Below are 25555 nucleotides of genomic sequence, written 5' to 3'. Positions count from 1 at the left end.
CCGGCGAGTTGCCGCCCCCGTCGGGGCGTGAGACCGTGAGGTCAGGCCCGCCCAGTCGCGGGCTCCGGACGAGGGAGCTGTACCCGGCGAGCGACAAGACGGCCACCGAGGAGCAGTCATGTCCTGGCTCGTGCTCGTGCTGTCCGGGGTGATGGAGGCCGTCTGGGCCACCGCACTCGGCCGGTCGGCCGGCTTCACCAAGCTCGTCCCCTCGCTGGTCTTCGTGGTCGGCCTGGCCCTCAGCATGGGCGGTCTCGCCGTGGCCATGCGCACTCTGCCGGTCGGCACCGCCTACGCGGTCTGGGTGGGCATCGGCGCGGTCCTCACCGTCGGGTTCGCGATGATCACCGGGGCCGAGACGTTCTCGGTGATCAAGGCCCTGCTGCTGGCCGGGATCGTCGCCTGCGTGGTCGGGCTGAAGCTGTTGCCCTGAGCCCGGCCGCGACCTCCCCGGGGCCGGTCGGCGGGTGCTTACGCTGGGTGGCATGAAGATCGTCGTCACCGGTGGTCAGGGCGGTCTGGGCAGCGCGGTGGTCACCGAGTTCGACCGGCGCCGGCTCCGCGACACCGAGGTGGTCGCCGCCAGCCGGCGCACCGGCTTCGACCTGGCCACCGGCGCCGGGATGGCCGAGGTGATCACCGACGCCGACGTGATCGTCCACGCGGCCAGTCACCCGACCAAGCACCACGCGGTCGACGTGGCCGGCACCGAGCGGCTGGCCACCATGCTGCGCGCCCGGATGGCGCACACCCACGTCGTCTACGTCTCGATCGTCGGCTGCGACCGGAACCCGTTCGGCTACTACCGGGCCAAGACCGCGGCCGAGGGCATCCTCGCCGACTCCGGGCTGCCGGTCACCGTGGTGCGCGCGACCCAGTTCCACACCCTGGTCGACACCATCGCCGAGACCGCGACCATCGGGCCGCTCGGCTTCGCGCCGCACGGCCTGCGGTTCCAGCCGTGCGAGACCGCGTGGGTGGCCCGGCGGCTGGTCGACCACGCGCTCGGGGAGCGGCCCGACGGCTGCCGGCGGGCTGCCGACCTGGCCGGGCCGCAGCAGCTCAGCCTGGCCGAGGCGATGCGGATCCGGGCCGAGAGCGCCGGGCAGCGAGCTCCGCGGATGGTCGAGGTGCCGGCGGTCGGCGGGGTGCTGGCCGCCTTCGCCGACGGCGCCAACCTGCCCGGACCGGACGCCGAGCTCGGCGGGCCGTCGTACGCGAGCTGGGTCTCGCGGTGACCAGCGACGCCGCCGACTCCGCGGGGGACACCGGGCACACCGGGGACGCCAGGACTGTCGCCGCCGACCTGCTGGCCCGGGCCCGACGCCGCGAGCAGGCCGTGCTCCCGGTGCGCGACGGCCTCGACGTCGAGGCCGTCCGGGCCGAGGTCCGTCGGCTGGCCCGCGTCCAGGGGGTGCGGGTCCGGACTGGGCTGGTCGAGCCCGGCGTGCTCGCGGTGATCCTGGCCGATGCCGCGCTGTGGGGCGAGTCCACCGCCGTGATGCGGGCCAAGCTGAGCCCGGACCCGGCGGACAGCTGAGAGCCGGCGGGCGTCCGCGACCGCCCGGGTCGGCGGTCCGTTGACGCCCACGGGCGGCGGTGGTGATACTGCCGCCCTGAGAGCGCTCTCACCGCGCCTCGGGAGCCGTCCACGGTGGCCGGCGACAACCGTCAGGAGCGCAGATGCCGCGAGACCGACAGACCGAGCAGAGCTTCGACGGCACCGGCACGTCCCCCGTCCCGGCCCCCTCCCACCCGGCCGGCGCGTTCGGCCGTCGGGTGGCGCTCGGGAGTGGTGCGGCGGCGGTCGGGCTGGGTCTCGCCGGGCTCGGCACCGGCACGGCGTCGGCCACGCCGACCGGGAGCGCGGGCTTCGACCTCGGCTCCGCCCCGGCCCGCCGCGACGACGGTCTGCCCACCGTCGACGCCCGCCGGGCGGTCCGCTTCCTCCAGGGGGTGACCGACGCCTACCGCGTCAGCGGACCCCGGCTGGCGCAGAGCTACCAGGACGCGTCCGGGCTGAACGACATCGCCTTCGTCTACGACAACGCGCTCACGATCATCGCGCTGCTGGTCGGTGGCGACCGCACCCGGGCCGCGGCGATCGGCGACGCGCTGATCTACGCCCAGGACCACGACAGCCAGTTCAGCGACGGCCGGCTCCGCCAGGCGTACCACGCCGACACCTTCGTCAACGCCGACGGCACCGCCCACGTCGGCTACGAGTTCGGGCTGGTGGGGACGGCGGTCGGGGACATGGCGTGGTCGGGGATCGCGCTCGCCCAGCTGGCCCGGGCCACCGGGCAGCGCCGGTTCCGCGACGCGGCGGTGCGGATCGGCACCTGGATCCAGACCAACGCGAACAGCACGACCGGGCTCGGCGGCTACACGTTCGGCGCCACCGCGGGCCTGGAGACCCACAAGTCGACCGAGCACAACATCGACGTGTACGCGTTCTTCACCCTGCTGGCCCGGCTCACCAAGTCCTCGGTGTGGACCACCCGTGCCGCGCACGCCTGGGCGTTCGTCGAGCAGCTCTGGAACGCCGACGGCGGCTTCTTCTGGACCGGTTCCGACGACGGCACCGCGATCAACAAGAACCCGCTCCAGCTGCCCGAGGACGTCCAGAGCTGGTCCTGGCTGGCCGCCCGCGACCGCGACCGCGACGCCGCGCTCGACTGGGCCTGGGGCAACCTGGCCAGCACCGACACCCCGCTGCGGCAGAACTCGGCGCTGACCGGGAACCAGCGGGTCACCGGGGCGGTCTTCGCCAGCGGCTCGCTGCTCACCGACCCGACCCAGAAGATCGGTGGCCAGGTCTACAACCCGCTGCCCGATCCGGCCGCCGTGTGGTTCGAGGGCACCGGGCAGCTGGCCTGCGCGCTGGTCGACCACGACCGTCGCGACCCGCGGTACGCGCCGCTGCTCTGGTCGCTCGGCTGGGCCCAGCGGAACCTGGCCGTCGGCCAGACCTACGGCGGTCGGAAGGTCACCGGCGGGCTGCCGGCCGCCTCGAGCAACCTCGACAGCGGGTTCGGCTTCGGCTACTACCAGAACCTGCACACGGCGGCGACCTCGTGGGCGGTGTTCGCCCGGACCGCCACGAACCCCTACCGGTTCCCGCGCTGAGCCCGGCTCAGAGCGCCTTGACCTCGGCCAGCAGCTTGCCCATGGTGTCCTTCGCGTCGCCGAAGAGCAGGGTGGTCGTCGGCTCGAACAGCAGCGCGTTCTCGATCCCGGCGAACCCGGGCCGCATCGAGCGCTTCATGAACACCACCTGGCGGGCCTCGACCACGTCGAGCACCGGCATCCCGTAGATCGGCGCCGACGGGTCGGTGCGGGCGGCCGGGTTGACCACGTCGTTCGCCCCGACCACCAGCACCACGTCGGTCTGGGCGAACTCGGGGTTGATCTCGGTCATCTCCTTGAGCTGCTCGTAGGGCACCTGGGCCTCGGCGAGCAGCACGTTCATGTGCCCGGGCATCCGGCCGGCCACCGGGTGGATGGCGTAGTCGACCCGGGTGCCCCGGCTGATCAGCACGTCGACCAGCTGGCGGAGGGTGTGCTGGGCCTGGGCCACCGCCAGCCCGTAGCCGGGGACGATGATCACCCGGTCGGCGTAGCCGAGCATGATCGCGACGTCCGCGGGCCCGGCCGACCGCACCGGGCGGTCGCTGACGGTGCCGCCGCCCAGCGTGGAGGTGCCGCTCAGCGCCCCGAACAGGGTGTTGGCCACCGAGCGTCCCATCGCCCGGGCCATCAGCAGGGTCAGCAGCGTGCCGGCTGCCCCGACCAGGGTGCCGGCCACCAGCAGCAGCGTGTTGCCGAGCACGTACCCGCTGGCCGCGACGGTGAGCCCGGTGAAGGCGTTGAGCAGCGAGATCACGATCGGGACGTCGGCGCCGCCGACCGGGAGCACCAGCAGCACCCCGAGCAGCAGGCCGAGCGCGACCAGCACCAGGGCCAGCCAGAGCGACGGCCGGACGACCAGCAGCACCGTGCAGACCACGGTGACCACCAGCGCCGGCGCGTAGACCGGTCGGTAGCCGGGGAACACCACCGGTCGGGTGGTCATCAGCTCCTGGAGCTTGGCGAAGGTGACCACCGAGCCGGACAGGCTGACGCTGCCGACCACGATGGTGAAGCCGCCGGCGACGAGCGCGACGAGCCGACCCGGGCCGGCCTCGCGTCCCAGCAGCTCCCCGACCTCGATCACCGCGACGATCGCCGCAGCGCCCCCGCCGACGCCGTTGAACAACGCCACCAGCTGCGGCATCTGGGTCATCTTCACCCGCCGGGCCCCGACCGCCCCGACGGCCAGCCCGATCACCAGCGCGACCAGGATCGGCACCAGGTGGCGCAGCGTCCCGAAGGCGAAGCCGGCCACGAACACGGTGACCAGCGCGAGCACCGCGCCGACTGCGCCGACCAGGTTGCCGCGTCGGGCGGTCCTCGGCGAGGACAGCCCCTTGAGCGCCAGGATGAAGCAGACCGCGGCCACCAGATAGGCCAGCTGCGCCCAGGTGGGTGTGGTCACCGGGGGTCCCGACCGGTCGGGCTCCCCGGCGTGGTCCCGGTCGCGGTCCCGGTCGCGGTCCCGGTCTCCTGGCCGGGTCCGGGCAACTCGGGCCGTCGTCGGACGAACATCCGCAGCATCCGGTCGGTGACCACGAACCCGCCCGAGATGTTGATCGCGGCGAGCAGCACGGCGATCAGCGCCAGCACCAGCACCGGGGTGGAGGTCGCGGACCCGGCCACCAACACCGCGCCGATCAGGATCACCCCGTGGATCGCGTTCGCGCCCGACATCAGCGGAGTGTGCAGCGTCGAGGAGACCTTGGAGATCACCTCGATGCCGACGAACACCGAGAGCACCAGGATCGTCAGCCAGACCAGGCCGCTGCTCATCGGGGCTCCTCCTCGGGGGTTCCGTCCGGGTCGGGACCGGGCTCCGCCGGCTCCGAGCCGAGCAGCTCGGCCAGCATCGCGTTGCGGACCCGACCCTGGTGGGTCAGGCACATCCCGGCGACGATCTCGTCGTCGAAGTCGGGGGCGAAGTCGCCCTCCCGGGTCAACAGGGTGACCACCGCGAGCACGTTGGCGGCGTAGAGCCGGCTGGCCGGGGCCGGCATCTGGGCGGGGACGTTCGACCCGCCCCAGACCGCGGCGCCGCCGATCATCACCACCCGGCCGGGCTCCACCCCCTCGACGTTGCCGCCGGAGTCGGCGGCCAGGTCCACCACCACGGATCCGGGGCGCATCGCCTCGACCATCGCCCGGTGGACCAGCACCGGCGCCCGGCGGCCCGGCACCGCGGCGGTGGTGATCAGCGCGTCGGCGGCGGCCACGTACGGCGCCAGCCGCTCGCGCTGCAGCGCGGCTCGTTCGGCGGTCATCTCCCGGGCGTACCCGCCGGCACCCTCGAGGGTGTCGAGCCCGAGGTCGACGGGGACCGCCCCCATCGAGGCGATCTCCTCGGCGGCCGCCGCCCGGACGTCGTAGCCGCGGACCACCGCGCCGAGCCGTTTGACGGTGGCGATCGCCTGCAGACCGGCGACGCCGGCGCCGAGCACCAGCACCTGGGCCGGCTTGATCGTCCCGGCTGCGGTCATGCTGAGCCCGAAGAACTCGCGCAGCCGGCCGGCGGCCACCACCGCGGCCCGGTAGCCGGCGACCAACGACTGCGAGCTGAGCGCGTCCATCGGCTGGGCCCGCGAGATCCGCGGCACGTAGTCCATCGCGAAGCTGGTCAGCCCGGCGTCACGACGGGCCACCAGGTCGGCCAGCATCAGCGTGGCCGGCAGGAACGACAGCGTCGCGGTCCCCGGCCGCAGCCGGCTGCGCCCGGCGTCGTCGAGGGGTTGGACGCCCAGCACCAGCTCGGCACCGTCGAAGGGCTCCTCGAGCAGCAGCGCCCCGGCGTCGGCGTACCGGTCGTCGTCGATCAGCGCCCCGTGCCCGGCGCCGGGCTGGACCGCGACCTCGTGACCGAGCCGGACCAGGCCGGCCACCGTCTCGGGGGTGGCCGCCACCCGCGTCTCACCCGGGTGGGTCTCCCGGGCCACCGCGATCCGCACGGACGCAACCTAGCCGCTGCGCGCCCCGTCCTCCCCACCTTGGCGCCCCGCGGGTGAAGGTTGCGCCTGGTGGACCGGGCGCGACCTTCACCGCCGGGGCGCAAAGGTTCGCCGGAGGGCGGAGTCGCCCAGGCGGACGGCGACGGAGCCGCTCAGCGGACGGTGACGTCGACCGTGTGGTAGCCGGTCGCGCCGTCCGGGGCGGGCGGCGCCTCGGCGGCGGTCTGCAGCTCGCCGTCGGCGTTGGTGGCCCGGACGGTCAGGGTGTGCTTGCCCGGGGTGGCCGGCCAGGCCCAGGTCCACTGGCGCCAGGTGTCGGGCCCGGTCACCGCGGCCAGCTTCGCGGTGTTCCAGGCGCCGCCGTCGACCTGCACCTCGACCTTGGCGATCCCGACGTGCTGGTCCCAGGCGACGCCGCCGACCGCCACCGTGCCGGCCTTGACGCTGCCGCTCGGGGTGTCGATCCGGGAGGCGAGCTTGACCGGACCGCGGGCCGACCAGCCGAGCGGGGTCCAGTAGCCCTGGTCGTCGGCGAACGTGGTCACCTTGAGGTTGGTCACCCACTTGGTGGCCGACACGTAGCCGTACAGACCGGGGACCACCATCCGCACCGGGAAGCCGTGTTCGGCGGGCAACGGCTCGCCGTTCATCCCGACGGCCAATAGCGCCTGCCGGTTGTCGTCGGTCAGCGCGGACAGCGGGGTGCCGGCGGTGAAGCCGTCGACGCTGCGGGACAGCACCATGTCGGCCCCCGGCTTGGGCTTGGCCTGGGCGAGCAGCTCGCGGATCGGCCAGCCCAGCCAGACCGCGTTGCCGGCCAGGTTGCCGCCGACCTCGTTCGAGACGCAGGTCAGCGTGGCGACGTGCTCGATCATCGGCTTGGCCAGCAGCTGGTCGAAGGTCAGGGTGATCGGGTTCTCGACCATCCCGGTGACCGTGAGCTGCCAGCTGGCCGGGTCGACGTTGGGCACCTGGAGCGCGGTGTCGATCCGGTAGAAGTCGTCGTTGGCGCTGACGTACGGGCTGATCCCGGGGATCCTGAGGTCGGCACCCCCGGGCACCGTCTGGGTGCTGGTCGGTCGTGGCAGCCGGATGTTCGACCGGGCGGTCGCGGCCGCGGAGGCGCCGGCGGCGAGCATCCGGCCCGCCACCAGCCCGACGGCGGACAGCACGCCGAGGATGCCGGTGGTGCGCAGGAAGCTGCGCCGGTCGTACGCGGTGCCCCAGGCCTCGGTCGCGCGGTCGCCCGCGGGCGGGTGCGCCGGACGCCAGTAGCGCAGCCGGCCCACCAGCAGCCACAGCACGAGGTAACCGAGCCCGAGCCCGAGCACGGTGGGCAGGTAGGCGTTCCAGGCGACGTCCGGCTGGGTGCTGACGGTGAACAGCCCGACGGCGGTGAGCACGGCGAAGACGATCAGCCCGGTGGCCACCCGCCGGTACTCGGCGACGCCGGCCAGCGCGGCGAGGGCCAGCACGACCACGGCGACCAGCGCGACCAGGATCGGTTTGTCGGCGGTGCCGAGGGTGTCCTTGCCGAAGTTGATCAGCGGGGCGGGCAGCACCGAGATCACCCACTGGCCGGCCGCGGTCAGCGGTGCGCCCAGCGGGGCGATCACCGCGGCCACCAGCTCGGCGACGGCGAGCCCGGCGGCGCCGCCGATCAGCCCGGTGAGCGCCGCCCACCGGGTGCCGCGGGCCGGCGCGGACGGCGTCGGCGTCTGGGTCTCGGGTTCCACCGTGGTCACCACCGTTCCAGTCTCCCCCTCCGGTCCACCCGGACGCCGGACGTGGCGTCGCGGGGTCCCCGAGTGATTCGGACCGCCGCGCTCCGCGGTTGGCTGCTCGGTAGGGTCGGCCCGTCCAGCAGGACGCAGGCCTCCGGCGCCGCCGCCGGCGAGGGGAGAGGCGATGGCGACCGAGCACGAGGCCCACGGGGAGCTCGACCGGCTGGTCGGCGAGCTGACGCTGGAGGAGAAGGCGGCGCTGACCCTCGGCTCGGACTTCTGGCACACCGCCGGGGTGCCGCGGCTGGGGATCGAGCCGATCATGGTCTCCGACGGCCCGCACGGGCTGCGCGCTCAGCTCGACGAGTCCGACCACGTCGGGATCGGCGGCAGCGCCCCGGCCACCTGCTTCCCCACCGCGTCGGCGATCGCCTCGGCCTGGGACCCGGAGCTGCTCGCCGACGTCGGCGTGGCGCTGGCCGCCGAGGCCCGCGCGCTCGGGGTCTCGGTGGTGCTGGGCCCCGGCGTCAACATGAAGCGGTCGCCGTTGTGCGGGCGCAACTTCGAGTACTTCTCCGAGGACCCGTTCCTGGCCGGCGAGCTCGCCGTCGCGCTGGTCGAGGCGGTGCAGAGCCGCGGCGTCGGCACCTCGCTCAAGCACTTCGCCGCCAACAACCAGGAGACCGACCGGCTCCGGGTCAGCGCGGAGGTCGACGAGCGGACGCTCCGCGAGATCTACCTGCCGGCGTTCGAGGCGGTGGTCACCCGGGCGCAGCCGTGGACGGTGATGTGCGCCTACAACAAGCTCAACGGCACCTACGCCTCGGAGCACCGCTGGCTGCTCACCGACCTGCTCCGCGGCGAGTGGGGGTTCACCGGGCTGGTGGTCTCCGACTGGGGTGCGGTCCACGACCGGGTGGCGGCGCTCCGCGCCGGGCTCGACCTCGAGATGCCGCCGGCGCTGGGGACGAGCGACGTCGCGGTGGTCGAGGCGGTCCGGTCCGGTGCGCTCGACGAGGCGGTGCTCGACACCGCCGTCCGCCGGGTGCTCGCCCTGGTGGAGCGCACCGCCGCGGGCCGCGACGGCCGGGCCGCCGGAGAGCTCGACGAGCAGACCCGGGCCGACCACCACCGGTTGGCCCGCCGCGCGGCCTGCGCCTCGGCGGTGCTGCTCAAGAACGAGGACGGCCTGCTGCCGCTCGACCCGCCGCCGGGCAGCACGGTCGCGGTGATCGGCGAGTTCGCCCGCACCCCGCGCTGCCAGGGGGCCGGCAGCTCGCAGGTCAACCCGACCCGCCTCGACCTGCCGCTCGACGAGCTCCGGGTCGCGGTCGAGCCCGAGGTGACCGTCGAGTTCGCCGCCGGGTTCCGGCTCGACGACGAGCAGGTCGATCCGGCGCTGCAGGCCGAGGCGGTCGAGCTGGCCAGCACCGCCGAGCGGGTGGTGGTCTTCCTCGGGCTGCCCGACGCGGCCGAGTCCGAGGGCTTCGACCGCGAGCACCTGGCGTTGCCGGCGAACCAGCTCGAGCTGCTCCGCGCGGTCGCCGCGGTCCACGACCAGGTGGCGGTGGTGCTGGTCGGCGGGTCGACCGTGCAGCTGTCGAGCTGGGAGTCCGACGCGACCGCGATCCTGAACTGCTGGCTGTCCGGGCAGGCGGCCGGTGGCGCCGTGGCCGACCTGCTGCTCGGCCGGGCCACCCCCGGCGGCAAGCTGGCCGAGACGATCCCGGTGCGGCTGGAGGACAACTCGTCCTATCTCAACTTCCCCGGCGAGGAGCAGGTCGTTCGGTACGGCGAGGGCGTCTTCGTCGGCTACCGCGGCTACGACGCCGCGCACCAGCCGGTCAGCCACCCGTTCGGGTTCGGGCTGTCCTACACGACCTTCGCGCTGACCGACGTCGAGGTGCTCCAGCGCGGGTCGGTGGCGGGCGGCGACCTGGCCGTCGAGGTGGCGGTGACGGTGACCAACACCGGCGACCGTCCGGGGGCCGAGGTGGTCCAGGTCTACGTCGGCGACGACACCGCGACGGTGGCGCGGCCGGTGCGCGAGCTCAAGGGCTTCCGCCGGGTCGAGCTGGCCCCCGGCGAGCACGCCCGGATCGAGATCAGCCTGGACGAGCGGTCGTTCGCCTTCTGGTCGACCCGGCTCGGCCGCTGGGTGGTCGAGGCGGGGACGTTCACGATCGACGTCGGGACGTCGTCGCGCGACCTCGTCAGCAGCACCCCGGTGAAGCTCGAGGCGCCGTCGATCGCCGCGCCGATCACCGCCGACTCCACCCTGCAGGAGTGGTTCGCCGACCCGGTCGGCCGCGCGGTGCTCACCACGGACACCCCGGTCGGCGCGCTCGCGGACAGCGACCTGCTCAAGATCATCGGGACGATGCCGATGAGCTCACTGGCGCTGTTCGGTGGCGCCTTCGGCTTCGACCGGGCCGCCCTGGACCGGCTGGTGGCCGCGGTCGACGCCGCCCGCTAGCCGGAACGCGCGCTGAGCCTGTCGAAGCGCTCACGGACGCGCGCTGAGCCTGTCGAAGCGCTCACGGACGCGCGCTGAGCCTGTCGAAGCGCTCACGGACGCCCGCTGAGCCTGTCGAAGCGCTCACGGACGCCCGCTGAGCCTGTCGAAGCGCGGGTCAGAGCTCGAGGGAGGCCTCGACCACCAGCGCCCGGTGGTCGGAGAGCCCGGCGTCGACGGCCTCGACGTGGTGCACCCGCCAGGGGCCGCGGGCCAGCACGTGGTCGATCTGGGTGTGCGGGTCCTCGTTGGTCGAGGTGAGCACCCGGGCCAGCGGCCGGAGCCCGAGCAGCCGGTCGGGCCAGGGCGGTGCGCAGTTGAGGTCGCCCATCACCAGCAGCGGCCCCCGGACGTCGCGGAGCCGGCGGCGGAGCAGCAGCAGCTGGGCCTCCCGCGGCCCGGGGACGTAGCTCAGGTGCGCGTCGACCACGGTGAGCACGCCCGCCGGGGTCTGGAACCGGCCGAGCAGGGCCCCGCGCCGTTCGTCCCGCCGCCGCTCCGGATGACCGAGCCGCCCGGGCTCGCGACGCCACGCGGGGTAGGCCACCGGCAGCCGCGGGAGCCGGAGCCGGCGGAACTCGAGCGCCGGGAACCGGCTGAGCAGCGCCAAGCCGTACCCCGGGTCGGTGACGGAGTCGACCTCGGCCCGGGTCCGGCCGGACGCGGGCGGGGCGCCGAGCAGGCCGGGCAGCACCGGGAGGAAGCAGCTGCTGGTCGCGGCCATCGCGTCGCTCGCCGCGCGGGTCAGGTCCTGACCGCCGCTCCGTGGTTGGAGGTGGTCGATCTCTTGCAGCGCGAGCACATCGGGGTCGAGAGCGGCGATCGCCGCGGCGAACCGGTCGAGGTCCACCGGGCCGGTCTCGCCCGGCCGGGCGCCGTGCAGCACGTTGAAGCTGACCAGCCGGAGCGGCCGTCCGGCGGAGCCGGCGGGGGAGCCGTTCATCGCTTCTCTGTGACGACGATGTGACGAACGGCGACGCCATGATCACAGTTCGCCCGAAGGGCTTGACGGGGCTCGGTCACGGGTCGATGGTATGACGCGTCGATCTGTTAAGTTCCCAGACGGATAGCCGAAGTTTCGGTCGTCCGGCCGGGACGGCTGGGGGGCCGGAATGGGCGGACCACGCGTGCTGCGCGCGATCAACGACCGCGCCGCCCTGTTCGCGCTGCTCCGGCACGGCCCGCTGACCCGGATCGAGCTCGAGCAGCGGATCGGGCTGTCCAAGCCCGCCGCCGCCGAGCTGTTGCGCCGGCTCGAGCAGGCCGAGCTGGTGCGACGCGCCGGGCACCGGGAGAACGGGGGACCCGGTCCCAACGCGCAGCTCTGGTCGGTCAACCCGGACGCCGGCTTCGCCGCCGGCGTGGACGTCCGGCCGTCCGGGATGTCGGTCGGCATCGCCGACCTGACCGGGACCGTCCGGGTCGAGCGCCACCAGGAGATCACCCCGGACCGCGACCCGCTGCCGGTGCTCCGGCGGCTGATGCGCTCCGCCGTCCGGGCCGCCCGGCTCGGTGCCGACGACCTGCGCCGCACGGTGGTGGGGATCTCCGGCTCGATCGACCCGGTGACCGGCCGGCTCGAGTACGCCCAGCACATGCCCGCCTGGCTCGGCTTCGACGTCCCCGGCCGGCTCAGCGCCGCCCTCGGGATGCCCGTCACCGTGGAGAACGACGTCAACCTGGTGGCCATCGGGGAGTCGCTGCAGGGTGCCGCCCGCGGCTATCGCGACGTGGTGCTGCTCTGGATGGGCGAGGGGGTCGCCGCCGGCCTGATCGTCGACGGCCGGTTGCACCGCGGCAGCCGCGGCGGCGCCGGTGAGCTCGACCTGGCACCGATCGGGGCCGGCGGGCAGGCGCTCGCCGACCTGCTGGAGAGCGAACGGGTCCGCGAGCTCGCCCTGCGGCACAAGATCGTCGCCGCCCACGGCCGGGCCGCGGTCCGCGCGGCCGCGGACCGGGTGGAGGACGCACCCGCGGTCCCGCCCGCGCCGCCGGCCCGCACCGCCCCGCCGGTGACCGGGCTGACCCCGCTCCGGGCCGAGCGCTTCCTCGACGACCTGGCCGACCGGATCGCCCAGGGTCTGGTCGGCGCGGTCGCGCTGCTCGATCCCGAGCTGGTCCTGCTGGGTGGCGACATCGGCCAGTCCGGCGGGCACCCGGTCGCCCGGCGGGTTGCGGAACGGCTGCACGGGGCCACCGCGCACCGGCCGGTCGTCCGGGCGGTGGGCGAACGGTTCGCCTCGGTCCTCGACGGCGCCACCGCGGTCGCCGTCCACCAGCTCCGCGACCTCGTCTTCGGGGACCCCACCGGTCCACCGGGCGACGAGACCCACGACCCCGGCGACCGGCCCCGGGTGCTGGCCGACCTCGGTTGGTCGACCCGACCGCTCTCCGCCGACGCTCCTCCCGCAGCACGGCACGACACCTTGACCGCGACAGCACAGCAGCACAGAGAGGCACCAGCATGAAGATCAGGACCGTGGCGGTGGCGGGGACGGCAGCCCTTGCCCTCGCCCTCGCCGCCTGCGGCGGATCGGGGTCGGGTTCCGGCTCCGGTTCGTCCGGCAGCGACAGCAACGTCACCCTCAGCATCGCCAACACCTCCGGGTCCACCTGGACCTGTGGCTTCAACCCGTTCAACCCGTCGGTGAACGGCACCTCCTTCGGCTTCGTCTACGAGCCGCTGGTCTACGTCAACCCGCTCAAGAACGCGGCCGAGACGCCGATGCTGGCCACCAAGTCGGAGTGGAGCTCGGACGCCAAGACGCTGACCTTCACCATCCGGCAGGGCGTCAAGTGGAGCGACGGGCAGCCGTTCAGCGCCAAGGACGTAGCCTTCACCTTCAACCTGCTCAAGAAGTTCTCCGGGCTCGACCTCAACGCGCTCTGGAGTTCCGGGCTCAAGTCGGTCACCGCCGGCACCGACACGGTCACGCTGAAGTTCGACACCGCGGCCAAGCCCTACTACTACTACGTGGCCGACCAGACCCCGATCGTCCCCGAGCACATCTGGGGCACCGGCGACGTGGCCAAGAACCCGGTCACGTACGCCGACAGCAACCCGGTGGCCACCGGTCCGTACACGATCGGCAACTGCAAGCCGCAGAACATCCAGTACAGCGCCAACAAGAACTTCTGGCAGCCCGGTCTGCCCAAGATCAAGACGGTGAACTACCCGGCCTACACCGACAACAGCCCGGCCAACCTCGACCTGGCCACCGGCAAGGCGCAGTGGGGCGGCCAGTTCATCCCGAACATCGACCGCTACTACGTGGCCCGGGACAAGACCAACCACCACTACTGGTTCCCGCCGACCACCAACGTCAGCCTGTACCCGAACCTCAAGCACTCGGTGACCGGCAACAAGACGGTCCGGCAGGCGCTGGCCTTCGCGATCGACCGGGCCCAGGTGGCCAAGGTCGGCGAGGGCGGCTACCAGCCGGCGGCCAACCAGTCGGGCATCGTGCTGCCGACCTACCAGGACTGGTACAACCAGCAGGCGGCCGACCAGTACGGCTACACGTTCAACCAGGACAAGGCCAAGCAGCTGCTGTCGCAGGCCGGCTACTCGGCCAGCAAGCCGCTCAAGCTCACCGTGATCACGGTCAGCGGCTACACCGACTGGGACGCCTCGCTGCAGGAGATCAAGCAGGAGCTGGCGCAGGTCAACATCGACCTGACCGTGCAGGACCTGGCCGGGCCGACCTACAACACCCGGATCTACAAGGGTGACTTCGACCTGGCCTACGCCTCGCAGACCGGCGGGCCGACCCCGTACTACGAGCTGCGCCAGATGCTCTACAGCGGCAACACCGCGCCGCTCGGGCAGAACGCGACCAGCAACTACGAGCGGTTCAGCGACCCCGACGTCGACGCGCTCTTCAAGTCCTACGCGTCGGCCGACGAGGGCCAGCAGCAGGAGATCGTCAAGGAGATCCAGAAGTCGATGCTCAGCGAGGTGCCGGTGATCCCGGTGACCGAGGGCGTCAGCTGGTTCCAGTACAGCACCAAGGACATCACCGGCTGGCCGACCGCCCAGGACCCGTACGCGCTGCCGGCGCCGTACGCCCTGCCGGACGTCGAGCAGGTGCTGCTCCGGCTCTCGCCGAAGTGATCGCCCGGCCGCCCCGCGCGGCCTGAGCGGGCAGGTGGCCGGCCGACCGGCCGGCCACCGCCCGCCCCGATCGGACCGCCCGCCCGCGCGGGTCTCCGCTCCGTCCGTCCCACCACCCTGCGGTGGCCGACCCCGAGAGGGCACGATGCGCTTCATCGCCCGACGGCTGGGCCTGTTCCTGATCACCCTCTGGGTGGCCCTGACCGTCAACTTCTTCATCCCGCGGCTGATGCCCGGCAACCCGGCCGAGGCGATGATGGCCCGCTACCGGGGCCGGGTGAACCCGGAGGCGATGAAGGCCCTCGAGGTGGCCTTCGGGCTGAACACCCACAAGAGCCTCCCGGTGCAGTACGTCGACTACCTCGGCAACACCCTGACCGGGCAGTTCGGCACCTCGTTCACCTTCTTCCCGCAGCCGGTCAGCACGGTGATCGCGCAGGCCCTGCCCTGGACGCTCGGGCTGGTCGGCGTGACCACGGTGATCGCCTTCCTGCTCGGCACCGCGATCGGCACGGTGGCCGGCTGGCGTCGCGGCGGGGTGCTCGACAGCGTGCTGCCGCCGGTCTTCGTGATCACCTCGGCGCTGCCGTACTTCTGGATCGGGCTGCTGCTGATCCTGCTCTTCACCGTGGTGCTCAACGGGTTCCTGCCCAGCGACGGCGGCTACGACCCGACGCTGACGCCCGGGTTCACCGGCGAGTTCGTGGTCGACGTGCTGGCCCACGCGGTGATGCCCGCGATCACCATCCTGATCATCTCGATCGGCGGCTGGATCCTCACCATGCGCAACAACGTGGTGACCACGCTGGCCGAGGACTACATCACCATGGCCCGGGCCAAGGGTCTGTCGAACCGGTCGATCATGTGGCAGTACGCGGCCCGGAACGCGGTGCTGCCCAACCTGGCCGGTTTCGCTATGTCGCTGGGCTTCGTGGTCAGCGGCTCGATCCTGGTCGAGTACACCTTCAACTACCCCGGGATCGGCTACATGCTCAAGAGCGCCGTGGACAACCAGGACTACCCGTTGATGCAGGCGCTGTTCGTGCTGATCACCGTGGTGGTGCTGGTCGCGGTGCTGCTGTGCGACTTCCTCACCGCGGCGCTGGACCCGCGGGTCCGGACCGAGGGCTGAGGGCGCAGACGATGTCGAAGGGAGAACACGCGTGAGTGCGATCGCCGCGAACACCGGCGCCGCCGTCGAGCCGACGGCCGCGAGCACCCCGAACCCGTCGTCCCGCGGTCGGCGGGGCAGCGGGGTCTGGCGGGCCGTCCGGGGCAACGGCAAGGCGATGGCCGGGGCCGTGCTGCTGCTGGTCTTCATCGTGATGGCTGCCGTACCGCAGCTCTTCACCTCGGTCTCCGACCCGAACAAGCGGGCCTTCGACCTGAGCCTGCCGCCGTCGGCCGACCACATCCTCGGCACCACGGCCTTCGGCCAGGACGTCTGGGCCCAGCTGGTCTGGGGCACCCGGCTGTCGCTGCTGGTGGCGGTGGTGGCCGGCGCGCTGGCCAGCATCCTGTCCGTGATCATCGGGATCTCGGCCGCCTACCTGGGCGGCATCCCGGACGCGGTGCTGTCGCTGCTGACCGACGTGTTCCTGGTCATCCCGGCGTTCCCGTTGATCATCGTCATCGCCGCCTACGCCGGAGGCGGCAGCCTGACCGTGCTGATCGTGGTGTTGGTGATCACCGGCTGGTCCTACGGCGCCCGGCAGCTCCGGGCGCAGGCGCTGTCGCTGCGCCGCCGGGACTTCCTCGAGTCGGCCCGGGTCCGCGGGGAGCGGTCGAGCTACATCATCATCTTCGAGATCCTGCCGACGATGACCTCGCTGATCGCGGCGAACTTCCTCGGCGCGGCGCTCTACGCGGTGCTGACCCAGGCCGGTCTGCAGTTCCTCGGGCTCGGCAACCCGAGCTCGGTGAGCTGGGGCACGATGCTTTACTGGGCGCAGAACAACGAGGCCCTGCAGACCGGTCAGGCCTGGTGGGTGATCGCCCCCGGGCTGTGCATCGCGCTGCTCGGCGCCGCCTTCGCGCTGCTCAACTACGCGTTCGACGAGATCGGCAATCCGGCGCTGCGGCCCGTCCCGCGGGCCCGGCGCCGTCGGCAGGCCCAGGAGGCGACCCGATGAGCCCCCGAGCGAACCCGGGCACCGTGCTGCGGGACACGACGCACGTCGGGAGCGACGGCGAGGAGCTGCTGCTCGACGTCCGCGGGCTGTCGGTGGAGTACGACACCCCGAACGGTTCGGTCCGGGCTGTCGACAAGGTCGACCTGCAGCTGCGGCCCGGTGAGTTCCTCGGGGTGGTCGGCGAGTCCGGCTGCGGCAAGTCGACGATGCTCTTCGCGATCGCGCAGCTGCTCAACCCGCCGGCCCGGATCGCCGAGGGCTCGGTGACCTTCGCCGGACGGAACCTGGTGACCATGACCGCCTCCGAGCTCGCCCCGGTGCGCTGGCGGCAGGTGTCGGTGGTCATGCAGAGCGCGATGAACGCGCTGAACCCGGTCAAGCGGATCGGCGCCCAGTTCGCCGACGCGATGAAGGCGCACGGCGTCCGCAGCCGCACCGAGATCGCCGACCGCTCGCGCGAGGTGATGCGGCTGGTCGGCATCGACGCCACCCACCTGACCAGCTATCCGCACCAGCTCTCCGGCGGGATGCGGCAGCGGGCCATGATCGCCATGGCGCTGCTGTTCACCCCCGAGCTGGTGATCATGGACGAGCCGACCTCGGCGCTCGACGTGGTCGCGCAGCGTTCGCTGATGCTGCAGATCAAGGAGCTCCAGCAGCAGCTCGGCTTCGCGGTGGTCTTCGTGACCCACGACATGAGCCTGGTCAGTCACTTCTCGGACCGGCTGATGGTGATGTACGCCGGGCAGGCGGTCGAGGTCGGGCCGACCCGCGAGGTTTTCGACACCCCGCGGCACCCGTACAGCATCGGGCTGCTCGACGCGTTCCCGTCGATCCGCGGGCCCCGGGTGCCACTGACCGGCATCCCGGGCGCGCCGCCGGCGCTCAACGCGATGCCGCCGGGCTGCCGGTTCGCGCCGCGCTGCCCGCGTCGGTTCGACGACTGCGACGCCGCCGTCCCGCCGCTCTACCGGATCGGCACCGCCCCCCAGGTCGTGGAGGCCGGCGCCGAGGTCGAGGTGCGCTGTCTGCTGCACCGCGACGGCGCCCGCGAGCCCGAGCCGACCGGGCCGGTCCCGACCGCCCACCGAGAGGAGACGCTGTGAGCACCGCGACCGCCCCCTCCGCGGGCGACACCGCCACCCCGCCCGAGGGTGCGCTGCTGGCCGCCACCGACCTGACCCGCACCTTCCGGGTCGGCGGCTGGCGGGGACGCAAGACCCTGCACGCCGTCGACGAGGCCACCTTCGCCATCGGCAAGGGCGAGATCGTCGCACTGGTGGGGGAGAGCGGCAGCGGCAAGTCGACCATCGCCCGGCTGCTGGCCGGGGTCTACCGACCGAGCTCGGGCGACATCTGGTTCAACGGCCGCCGGGTCTCCGCCCTCCGCAGCCGCGGCGAGCAGCTCGCCTACCGGGCCGCGGTGCCGATGGTGTTCCAGGACCCGTTCAGCTCGCTCAACCCGGCCTACCGGGTCAACCACGGCATCCTCCGCGGGCTCAAGCTGCACCGGCCCGACATCGCTCCGGCCGACCGGATGGACGAGGCGATCCGGGTGGTCGAGGCGGTCGGGCTGCGGCCCGCGGCCGAGGTGCTGCAGCGCTACCCGTACGAGCTCTCGGGCGGCCAGCGGCAGCGGATCGGGTTCGCCCAGGCGCTCGCCTACCAGCCGCAGGTGATCCTGGCCGATGAACCGGTCTCGATGCTCGACATCTCGATCCGGATCGGGCTGCTCAACGTGATGGCCCGACTCCGCGACGAGCAGGGGGTCTCGCTGCTCTACATCACCCACGACATCGCCAGCGCCCGCTACGTCGCGGACCGGATGATGGTGATGTACGCCGGCCGGGTGGTCGAGTCCGGGCCGGTCGAGGAGGTGCTGGGCAACCCGCGGCACCCCTACACCCAGCTGCTGGTGGCCGCCGTCCCCGATCCGCGGGCCGCGCTGACCGTGACCGCCGAGCAGGCCAAGGGCGAGCCGCCCAAGGTGATCGACCCCGAGCCCGGCTGCCGGTTCGCCGACCGCTGTCCGCTGGTCCGCGACGTCTGCCGTCGGGTCACCCCGCCGCTGCTCGAGCTCGCACCCGGGGACGGTGCGCCGGTGCTGGCCGCCTGCCACGTGGCCGCGGAGCAGGCCGGCCGGGGTGCGGAGTCGGCGCACGCCGCCTGAGCCGCTCCCGGCTCAGGCGGTGACGGCCTCCAGCTCCTCCGGGGCGCCGGAGAACTGCGCCTGGTAGAGGTCGTAGTAGTGCCCGCGCCGCTCGAGCAGCTCGGCGTGGGTGCCCTGCTCGACGATGTCGCCGTGCTCCATCACCAGGATCACGTCGGCGTCGCGGATGGTCGACAGCCGGTGCGCGATGACGAAGCTGGTGCGGTCGGTGCGCAGGGTGGCCATCGCCTTCTGGACCAGCAGCTCGGTGCGGGTGTCGACCGAGCTGGTCGCCTCGTCGAGGATCAAGATCGCGGGGTCGGCCAGGAAGGCCCGGGCGATGGTGATCAACTGCTTCTCGCCCGCACTGACGTTGCTGCCCTCCTCGTCGATCACCGTGTCGTAGCCGTCGGGCAGCGAGTGCACGAACCGGTCGACGTAGGTCGCCTCGGCGGCGGCCAGGATCTCGGCCTCGCTGGCGCCCGGCCGGCCGTAGGCGATGTTGTCCCGGATCGTCCCGTGGAACAGCCAGGTGTCCTGCAGCACCATCCCGAGCCGGCTGCGCAGGACCGCCCGCGGCACCGCGGCGATGTCGGTCCCGTCGAGCAGGATCCGGCCGCCGTCGAGCTCGTAGAACCGCATGATCAGGTTCACCAGGGTGGTCTTGCCCGCCCCGGTCGGGCCGACGACGGCCACGGTCTGTCCCGGCTCGGCGACCAGCGACAGGTCGGTGATCAACGGCTTGTCGCCCTCGTAGGAGAACCGGACGTGGTCGAAGGTGACCCGGCCGCGGGTGGTCTCGAGGGCGGCGTCGGACTCGGTGGTCTGCTCGGTCTCGTCGAGCACCTCGAAGACCCGCTCGGCCGAGGCGACGCCGGACTGCAGCAGGTTGGCCATCGAGGCCACCTGGGTGAGCGGCTGGGTGAACATCCGCGAGTACTGGATGAACGCCTGCACGTCGCCGAGGCTCATCGTCCCGGTGGCCACCCGCAGGCCGCCGATGACGGCGATCACCACGTAGTTGACGTTCCCGATGAACATCATCGTCGGCATGATGATCCCGGAGATGAACTGGGCGCCGAAGCCGGCCCGGTAGAGCGTCTCGTTCCGGTCGGCGAAGACCTGTTCGACCTCCTGCCGGCGGCCGAAGACCTTGACCAGCGCGTGGCCGCTGTAGGCCTCCTCGATGTGACTGTTGAGCTCACCGGTGGTCTTCCAGGTCTGGACGAACAGCTTCTGGCTGCGCTTGCCGATCACCGTGGTGAGCAGGATCGAGACCGGGATGGTCACCAGGGCGACCAGCGCCAGCGTCGGCGACACCACGAACATCATCACCACGACGCCGATCACCGTCAGCACCGAGGTGAGCAGCTGGCTGAGCGTCTGCTGCAGCGACTGGGAGATGTTGTCGATGTCGTTGGTGACCCGGCTGAGCAGCTCACCCCGCGTCTGCCGGTCGAAGTAGCTCAGCGGCAGCCGGTTGATCTTGGCCTCGACCTCGCCCCGGAGCCGCCGGATCGAGCGCTGGACGGCGCCGTTGAGCAGGTAGCCCTGGAGCAGCATGAACCCCGAGGCGACCAGGTAGAGCCCGACGGCCAGCAGCAGGATCTCGGCCAGCCGGTCGAACTGGATGCCCCGGCCCGGGACCACGTCCAGCCTGCTGACCAGGTCGGCGAAGGTGCCCTGACCGCGGGCCCGCAGCTCGGCCACCACCTGCGCCTTGTCCGCACCGGCCGGCAGCATCTTGCCGATCACCCCGGTGAAGATCACGTCGGTGGCCCAGCCGAGCACCTTCGGGCCGAGCACGTTGAGCACGATGCCGACCACTGCCAGCGCCACGACGCCGACCAGGATCGGTCGCTCCGGGCCCAGGTGGCCGAGCAGCCGGCGCAGCGACGGGCCGAAGTTGATCGACTTCTCCACCGGGCGGCCCATCGCTCCGGGCGGGCCCCCGGTGCGCGGCGGGGCGTACTTGGGACGCTCCGGCGCCTTCGGAGCGGCACCGGCGGCCGGCACGGTGCTGCCCGAGGCCGGGGTGGAGGGCTCCTCCGGCTGGTCCGCGGCGCGAGCGGGACGGGTGGTCTGACTGGTCACGCGACGGCCTCCTCGGCGCTGAGCTGCGACTCGACGATCTCCCGATAGGTGGGGCAGCTCTCGAGCAGTTCGATGTGGGTGCCGATCCCCACGGTGCGGCCGTCCTCGAGGACGACGATCTGGTCGGCGTCGGCGATGGTCGACACCCGCTGGCCGACGATGATCACCGCGGCGTCGCCGGTGCTCTCGGCCAGGGCGGCCCGCAGCCGGGCGTCGGTCGCGGTGTCGAGCGCGGAGAAGGAGTCGTCGAAGACGTAGATCTCGGGTCTCTTCACCAGCGCCCGGGCGATCGAGAGCCGCTGCCGCTGCCCGCCGGAGACGTTGCTGCCGCCCTGGGCGATCGGCGCCTCGAGCTGTCCGGGCATCTCGGAGACGAAGTCGGCGGCCTGCGCGATCCGCAGCGCCTCCCACAGCTCCTCGTCGGTGGCCTCGGGGTTCCCGTAGCGCAGGTTGCTGGCCACCGTGCCGCTGAACAGGAACGCCTTCTGCGGGACCAGCCCGATCCGGCTCCACAGCAGCTCGGGCTCGATCTCGCGGACGTCGGTGCCGTCGACCAGCACCCGGCCGCCGGTGGCGTCGAAGAGCCGCGGGACCAGCGAGACCAGGGTGGTCTTGCCCGACCCGGTCGACCCGACGATCGCGGTGGTCTGGCCGGCGCGGGCGGTGAACTCGACCCCGCAGAGCACCGGGAAGTCCGCGCCGGGGTAGGTGAACTCGGCCTGCTCGAAGGCGACCACGCCGCGTCCGGGCAGCTGGGTGACCGGGGCGGTCGGCGGGACGACGCTCGACTCGGTCTCGAGCACCTCCCCGATCCGCTCGGCGCAGACCGCGGCCCGCGGGGCGATCATCAGCAGGAAGGTGGCCATCATCACCGACATCAGGATCTGGACCAGATAGGTGAGGAAGGCGGTCAGCTGTCCGATCTGCAGGTCCCCGCTGTCGATCAGCCGGGCGCCGAACCACAGCACGGCGACGCTCGAGGCGTTGAGGATCAGCATCACCACCGGGAACAGCGAGGCCATGTAGCGACCGACGGTGGTGGCGGTCTGGGTCAGGTCACCGTTGGCGACGCCGAACCGGTCCTGCTCGTACGGCTCGCGGACGAAGGCACGGACCACCCGGATGCCGGTGATCTGCTCGCGGAGGATCCGGTTGACGGCGTCGATCCGGGTCTGCATCTGCCGGAACAGCGGCCCCATCTTGCGGATGATCAAACCGATCGCCAGGGCCAGCACCGGCACGGCCACGGCGACCAGCCAGGACAGCCGGGCGTTCTCGCGGACCGCCATCACGATGCCGCCGACCATGGTGATCGGCGCGGCCACGAACATCGTGCAGCTGAGCAGCACCAGCATCTGCACCTGCTGGACGTCGTTGGTGGTCCGGGTGATCAGCGACGGTGCCCCGAAGCGGTTGACCTCGCGGGCCGAGAAGGTCAGCACCCGGTCGAAGATCCGCCCGCGCAGGTCGCGGCCGAAGCCCATCGCGGTGCGGGCGCCGAGGTTGACCGCGATGATCGTGCAGACGATCTGGAGGGCGCTGATCGCCAGCATCACCCCGCCGGTGCGCCAGATGTAGCCGGTGTTCCCGGTGGCGACGCCCTGGTCGATGATCTTGGCGTTGAGGCTGGGCAGGTAGAGGTTGGCCAGGGTGCCCACCAGCTGGAGGACGACGATGCCGACCAGCAGCGCCCGGTAGGGCCGCAGGGTGTGACGGAGCAGACGGAGAAGCATCAGGCGTCCTTCCCCACGGCGCTGTAGCCGTGGACGTGCCGGTCGTGCGGGTCGTTCCGGTGGTCCGGGTCGTGCCGGTGGCGATCCGGGTCGGGGTCGAGCAGGGCGAGGTCGGGGGCGATCAGGTCCGGGTCGCCGAACTCGAGGTCGAGCGAGACGATCCCGTGCAGCAGCAGGTCGACCAGGTGCGCGGGGTCGGGCGACGTGCCCTCCGGGTTGAGCACGGGGTGCCGGGTGGTGAACACCAGCGCCGACAGCAGCCGGGCGGCCTCCGCCGGCGGCACCCGCAACCGGTCGGCGTCCGGGCCGATCACCTCGACGATCGCCTGGACGAGCTGGGCGCTGTCACGGCGGCGCTTCTCGACGAAGTCGCTGTGCGGCTCGGCGTGGTGCGGCCCCGGACCGATCGCGCCGAAGAGCGCGGTGATCCGGTCGATCCGCGACCGCAGTGCGGTGGCGACCTCGGTGAGCCGGTGCGAGAGCGGGGCGGTCCGGTCGATCCGCTGCATCGCCGCGACGGCCGGCGCGATGTCGACCAACGAGGCGATGGTCGCGTGGATCAGCTCCTCCTTGGTGCGGAAGACCCGGAACAGGGTCCCCTCGGCCACCCCGGCCGCGGCCGCGAGCTGCCGGGTGCTGACGTCACGGCCGAGCGCCACCAGCAACGGCTCGGCGGCCGCGATGATCGCGGCCCGGCGTTCTTCGGGCGGGAGAGCGGCGGCACGGGGCACGAGTCGAGATCATAGTGAGTGAGCGCTCACTCATTCAAGGTCTCGGTGGCGACCTCCCCCGCTGGGATGGAGGGCACCGGGGACCGGATCGGTAGCATGCCCGGGTGCCGGAGGCCGCGGAGACGTCAGCACGAGCGGTCCACGGGCTGTCCGCCGGCGCGGACGTCGCGGTGCTGCTCGGTCCGGGCAGCCGGATGCCGACCGCCGACCTGGCGGCCGCGCTGGCCGCCGGCGCACCGGGGTGCCGGATCGTGCCCGTACCCGTGCCGGAAACCGTGCCTGAAGCCGTGCCCGGGCCGACGGACGGACGCGACGCCGGCGGAGTCCCGACCGGAGCCGTCGGGAGCGCCTCCCCCTGGCTGGTGCTGTCCCGCGCCGCGTCCGCCTCGCCCGACCGTCCGCTGTTCGTGCTCGACGGCACCGTGAGCTTCGCCGACCCGCCGCTGCCGTCGCTGCTCGACCTGCTCGACCGGCCCGGCGCGGGGACCGAGACGCTGCTGGTCGCCCCCGGCGACCCGGAGGCTCCGCCGGTCGGTCTGGCCGGGCTGCCGGCCGCGACCCCCGCGCGGGTCGGCGCCGACGGCCGGCTGGTCGAGTCCTCCGGCAGTCCGCGGCACCGGGTCGGTGACCCGAACCGGGCGGTGGTGGGGGCGCTCCGGGTCGACCCGGCCGACCGCGCTGAGGCGGCCCGGCTGTGGGGCGCGACCGAAGCCGCTCTCCCCGCCGACCCGACCAGTGCGACCGACCCCGGCGCGACCGACCCCGGCGCGACCTTCGACCTCGCCCTGCTGACCCTGGTCCGGGGCGGTCTGCCGGTCGGCGCCCGCGCGTACGGCTACTACCGCTGGCGGCGCGGTATCGCCGGGCAGACCGGTGCCGCGGGGACCGGCTGGCGACAGCGGCTGCGGACCGCCTCGCGCGGTGGGGACGGGCTCTACTCGACGGCGGTCGTCCGCCGGCTGTCCCGGCACGGCACCGCGGTGGCGCTCGGTCTCGGCTGGAGCCCCAACCTGGTCACCGCGGCCAGCCTGCTGATCGGTCTGCTGGCGGCGGCGCTGGTCTACACCGGCGCCTGGTGGGCCTGGGTGCTGGCGGCGGTGCTGCTCCAGGTCGCGCTGGTCGTCGACTGCATGGACGGCGAGATCGCCCGGTTCACCCGGCGGTTCTCCAACCTGGGCGGCTGGCTCGACGGGGTCGGCGACCGGGTCAAGGAGTACGCGGTGTTCGCCGCGGTGGCCGCGGTCGCGGTCCGTGACGGGCACCCCGACGGCTGGCTGTGGGCGGCGATCGCGCTGGTGCTGGTGACCGGGCGGCACCTGGAGGACCACAGCTACGCCGACAAGCTCGCGCCCGGGCGGCTCAGTCGGCCCGAGCGGCTCGGTCTCGACGTCGTCGACGACAGCCGGGCCGCGGCCGGGGCCCGGACCGGCCTGACCGGACGTCCGGACCGCCGGGCCCGGACCGTGTTCTGGGCCAAGAAGGTCGTCCACCTGCCGATCGCTGAGCGCTATCTGCTGCTGTCGCTGCTGCTGCTCACGCGGCAGCCGCTGTGGGTGCTCGCGGTCGCGGTGGTCGGCAACGCCCTCGCTCTGCTCTGGGCGCTCGGCGGGCGGGTGCTCCGCGAGCTGCGCCGACCGAGTCGCGACCTCGGCCCGGAGCTTGCGGCCGTCGGTCCGCTCGACGCCCAGCTCGACCTCGGGCTGTCGGTGCGGCTGCTCCAGCGGGTCTGGCGGTGGCGCGGCCCGTTCCTCCCCGGCGTGGTCGCGCTGCTCGCGCTGTGGCTGGGGGTGATCGCCTGCGTGTGCGCCGGGCTCGGCTGGCTCGCGCTGGTCGGGGCCGTCGTCGGTGTCCCGCTGCTCGCGGCGACCGCGCAGCCGCCGGTCCGGCACCGGTTCGGTTGGCTGCTGCCCCCGCTGCTCTGGGCCGGTGAGGCGGCGGTGGTGGCTGCCCTGCTGGCCCACGGCCGGCTGGGCGGAGCGGTGTTCGGCTTCCTGGCCGTGGTCGCCTATCGCCGCTACGACCTGATCTACGGCCTGCGGCTCCGGACCCGGGCGACGGCGGCGCTCGACCCGCTCGCCGGACTCGGGGTCGAGGGTCGGGTGCTGCTGGTCGCGCTGCTGGTGCTGCTGGTGGCCCCGGCGGGCGGTGGACCGACCGCTCCGGCGCCGTCCGGGCTGGTCACCGGACTGGTGTTCGGGATGGTGCTGGTCGGATTACCGGCGGCGCTGGCCTCTGTCCGAGAATGGCGGTCGGCCGGTCGCTGACCGGATGACGCCGTACCCGGAG

At 72.9% G+C, this 25555-nt stretch carries 20 protein-coding genes and 1 riboswitch; of the genes, 12 read left to right on the top strand and 8 right to left on the bottom strand.

Annotated features, from left to right (window positions below; genetic code table 11):
* The first annotated feature begins 41 nt into the window (after positions 1–41).
* A riboswitch (guanidine-III (ykkC-III) riboswitch) is annotated at positions 42–107 on the top strand.
* Between the two features lie 11 nt (positions 108–118).
* The 4 genes from FHX74_RS05795 to FHX74_RS05780 all read left to right on the top strand — a co-directional run bounded on the left by FHX74_RS05795 (position 119) and on the right by FHX74_RS05780 (position 3129).
* Positions 119–433 carry a DMT family transporter gene (locus tag FHX74_RS05795; protein ID WP_182559165.1) on the top strand — a complete coding sequence of 105 codons (315 nt, stop codon included), beginning with the start codon at positions 119–121 and terminating at the stop codon, positions 431–433.
* A gap of 52 nt (positions 434–485) precedes the next feature.
* On the top strand, positions 486–1238 hold the full coding sequence (locus tag FHX74_RS05790; RefSeq protein ID WP_182559164.1) for an SDR family oxidoreductase: 753 nt from the start codon (positions 486–488) through the stop codon (positions 1236–1238).
* Complete coding sequence (locus FHX74_RS05785) at positions 1235–1540, top strand: hypothetical protein (RefSeq protein ID WP_182559163.1); 306 nt, start codon at positions 1235–1237, stop codon at positions 1538–1540. The genes FHX74_RS05790 and FHX74_RS05785 overlap by 4 nt, the downstream gene beginning before the upstream one ends.
* Before the next feature lie 143 nt (positions 1541–1683).
* On the top strand, positions 1684–3129 hold the full coding sequence (locus FHX74_RS05780) for a hypothetical protein (RefSeq protein ID WP_220483566.1): 1446 nt from the start codon (positions 1684–1686) through the stop codon (positions 3127–3129).
* A gap of 7 nt (positions 3130–3136) precedes the next feature.
* On the opposite strand, the gene FHX74_RS05775 is transcribed toward FHX74_RS05780, so the two are convergent.
* The 4 genes from FHX74_RS05775 to FHX74_RS05760 form a co-directional block, all read right to left on the bottom strand.
* Positions 3137–4537 (bottom strand): NAD(P)(+) transhydrogenase (Re/Si-specific) subunit beta, encoded by a 1401-nt coding sequence (locus FHX74_RS05775; protein WP_182559162.1) that lies wholly within the window; start codon positions 4535–4537, stop codon positions 3137–3139.
* Complete coding sequence (locus FHX74_RS05770) at positions 4534–4908, bottom strand: NAD(P) transhydrogenase subunit alpha (protein WP_182559161.1); 375 nt, start codon at positions 4906–4908, stop codon at positions 4534–4536. The genes FHX74_RS05775 and FHX74_RS05770 overlap by 4 nt, the downstream gene beginning before the upstream one ends.
* Positions 4905–6077 (bottom strand): NAD(P) transhydrogenase subunit alpha, encoded by a 1173-nt coding sequence (locus FHX74_RS20135; RefSeq protein WP_182559160.1) that lies wholly within the window; start codon positions 6075–6077, stop codon positions 4905–4907. Before FHX74_RS20135 ends, FHX74_RS05770 begins: the two co-directional genes overlap by 4 nt.
* Positions 6078–6229: 152 nt before the next feature.
* On the bottom strand, positions 6230–7825 hold the full coding sequence (locus FHX74_RS05760; RefSeq protein ID WP_328823663.1) for a molybdopterin-dependent oxidoreductase: 1596 nt from the start codon (positions 7823–7825) through the stop codon (positions 6230–6232).
* Between the two features lie 160 nt (positions 7826–7985).
* Between FHX74_RS05760 and FHX74_RS05755 the strand changes: the two genes are divergently transcribed.
* Positions 7986–10277 (top strand): glycoside hydrolase family 3 C-terminal domain-containing protein, encoded by a 2292-nt coding sequence (locus tag FHX74_RS05755; RefSeq protein ID WP_182559159.1) that lies wholly within the window; start codon positions 7986–7988, stop codon positions 10275–10277.
* A 157-nt stretch (positions 10278–10434) separates the two neighbouring features.
* Here the strand turns inward: FHX74_RS05755 and FHX74_RS05750 are convergent, their stop codons facing one another.
* Positions 10435–11259 (bottom strand): endonuclease/exonuclease/phosphatase family protein, encoded by an 825-nt coding sequence (locus FHX74_RS05750; RefSeq protein ID WP_182559158.1) that lies wholly within the window; start codon positions 11257–11259, stop codon positions 10435–10437.
* A 169-nt stretch (positions 11260–11428) separates the two neighbouring features.
* On the opposite strand from FHX74_RS05750, the gene FHX74_RS05745 reads away from it, so the two are divergent.
* From FHX74_RS05745 to FHX74_RS05720, 6 genes are all read left to right on the top strand, one after another.
* On the top strand, positions 11429–12784 hold the full coding sequence (locus FHX74_RS05745; RefSeq protein WP_182559157.1) for an ROK family transcriptional regulator: 1356 nt from the start codon (positions 11429–11431) through the stop codon (positions 12782–12784).
* Positions 12781–14430: an ABC transporter substrate-binding protein gene (locus tag FHX74_RS05740; RefSeq protein WP_182559156.1), complete on the top strand. Its 1650-nt coding sequence runs from the start codon at positions 12781–12783 to the stop codon at positions 14428–14430. The genes FHX74_RS05745 and FHX74_RS05740 overlap by 4 nt, the downstream gene beginning before the upstream one ends.
* Before the next feature lie 145 nt (positions 14431–14575).
* Positions 14576–15562, top strand: a complete 987-nt coding sequence (locus FHX74_RS05735) for an ABC transporter permease (protein WP_182559155.1) — start codon at positions 14576–14578, stop codon at positions 15560–15562.
* A 31-nt stretch (positions 15563–15593) separates the two neighbouring features.
* Positions 15594–16562 carry an ABC transporter permease gene (locus FHX74_RS05730; RefSeq protein ID WP_328823662.1) on the top strand — a complete coding sequence of 323 codons (969 nt, stop codon included), beginning with the start codon at positions 15594–15596 and terminating at the stop codon, positions 16560–16562.
* Complete coding sequence (locus tag FHX74_RS05725) at positions 16559–17668, top strand: ABC transporter ATP-binding protein (RefSeq protein WP_182559154.1); 1110 nt, start codon at positions 16559–16561, stop codon at positions 17666–17668. The genes FHX74_RS05730 and FHX74_RS05725 overlap by 4 nt, the downstream gene beginning before the upstream one ends.
* Positions 17665–18732 (top strand): ABC transporter ATP-binding protein, encoded by a 1068-nt coding sequence (locus FHX74_RS05720; protein WP_328823661.1) that lies wholly within the window; start codon positions 17665–17667, stop codon positions 18730–18732. The genes FHX74_RS05725 and FHX74_RS05720 overlap by 4 nt, the downstream gene beginning before the upstream one ends.
* Positions 18733–18744: 12 nt before the next feature.
* Here FHX74_RS05720 and FHX74_RS05715 read toward each other — a convergent pair whose 3' ends face one another.
* The 3 genes from FHX74_RS05715 to FHX74_RS05705 form a co-directional block, all read right to left on the bottom strand.
* A complete protein-coding gene (locus FHX74_RS05715; RefSeq protein ID WP_407941470.1) occupies positions 18745–20727 on the bottom strand; it encodes an ABC transporter ATP-binding protein in 1983 nt (660 codons plus the stop codon).
* A 74-nt stretch (positions 20728–20801) separates the two neighbouring features.
* Positions 20802–22538 (bottom strand): ABC transporter ATP-binding protein, encoded by a 1737-nt coding sequence (locus tag FHX74_RS05710; protein ID WP_182559153.1) that lies wholly within the window; start codon positions 22536–22538, stop codon positions 20802–20804.
* Complete coding sequence (locus FHX74_RS05705; protein ID WP_182559152.1) at positions 22538–23269, bottom strand: TetR/AcrR family transcriptional regulator; 732 nt, start codon at positions 23267–23269, stop codon at positions 22538–22540. Before FHX74_RS05705 ends, FHX74_RS05710 begins: the two co-directional genes overlap by 1 nt.
* A 104-nt stretch (positions 23270–23373) precedes the next feature.
* On the opposite strand from FHX74_RS05705, the gene FHX74_RS05700 reads away from it, so the two are divergent.
* Complete coding sequence (locus FHX74_RS05700; RefSeq protein WP_182559151.1) at positions 23374–25533, top strand: DUF5941 domain-containing protein; 2160 nt, start codon at positions 23374–23376, stop codon at positions 25531–25533.
* The last annotated feature ends 22 nt before the right edge of the window (positions 25534–25555 follow it).

Source organism: Microlunatus kandeliicorticis (genome assembly GCF_014137855.1).
Lineage (GTDB): Bacteria > Actinomycetota > Actinomycetes > Propionibacteriales > Propionibacteriaceae > Microlunatus > Microlunatus kandeliicorticis.
Note: the sequence above shows the minus strand (reverse complement) of the source record. Positions and strands in the feature narration are given on the sequence as shown.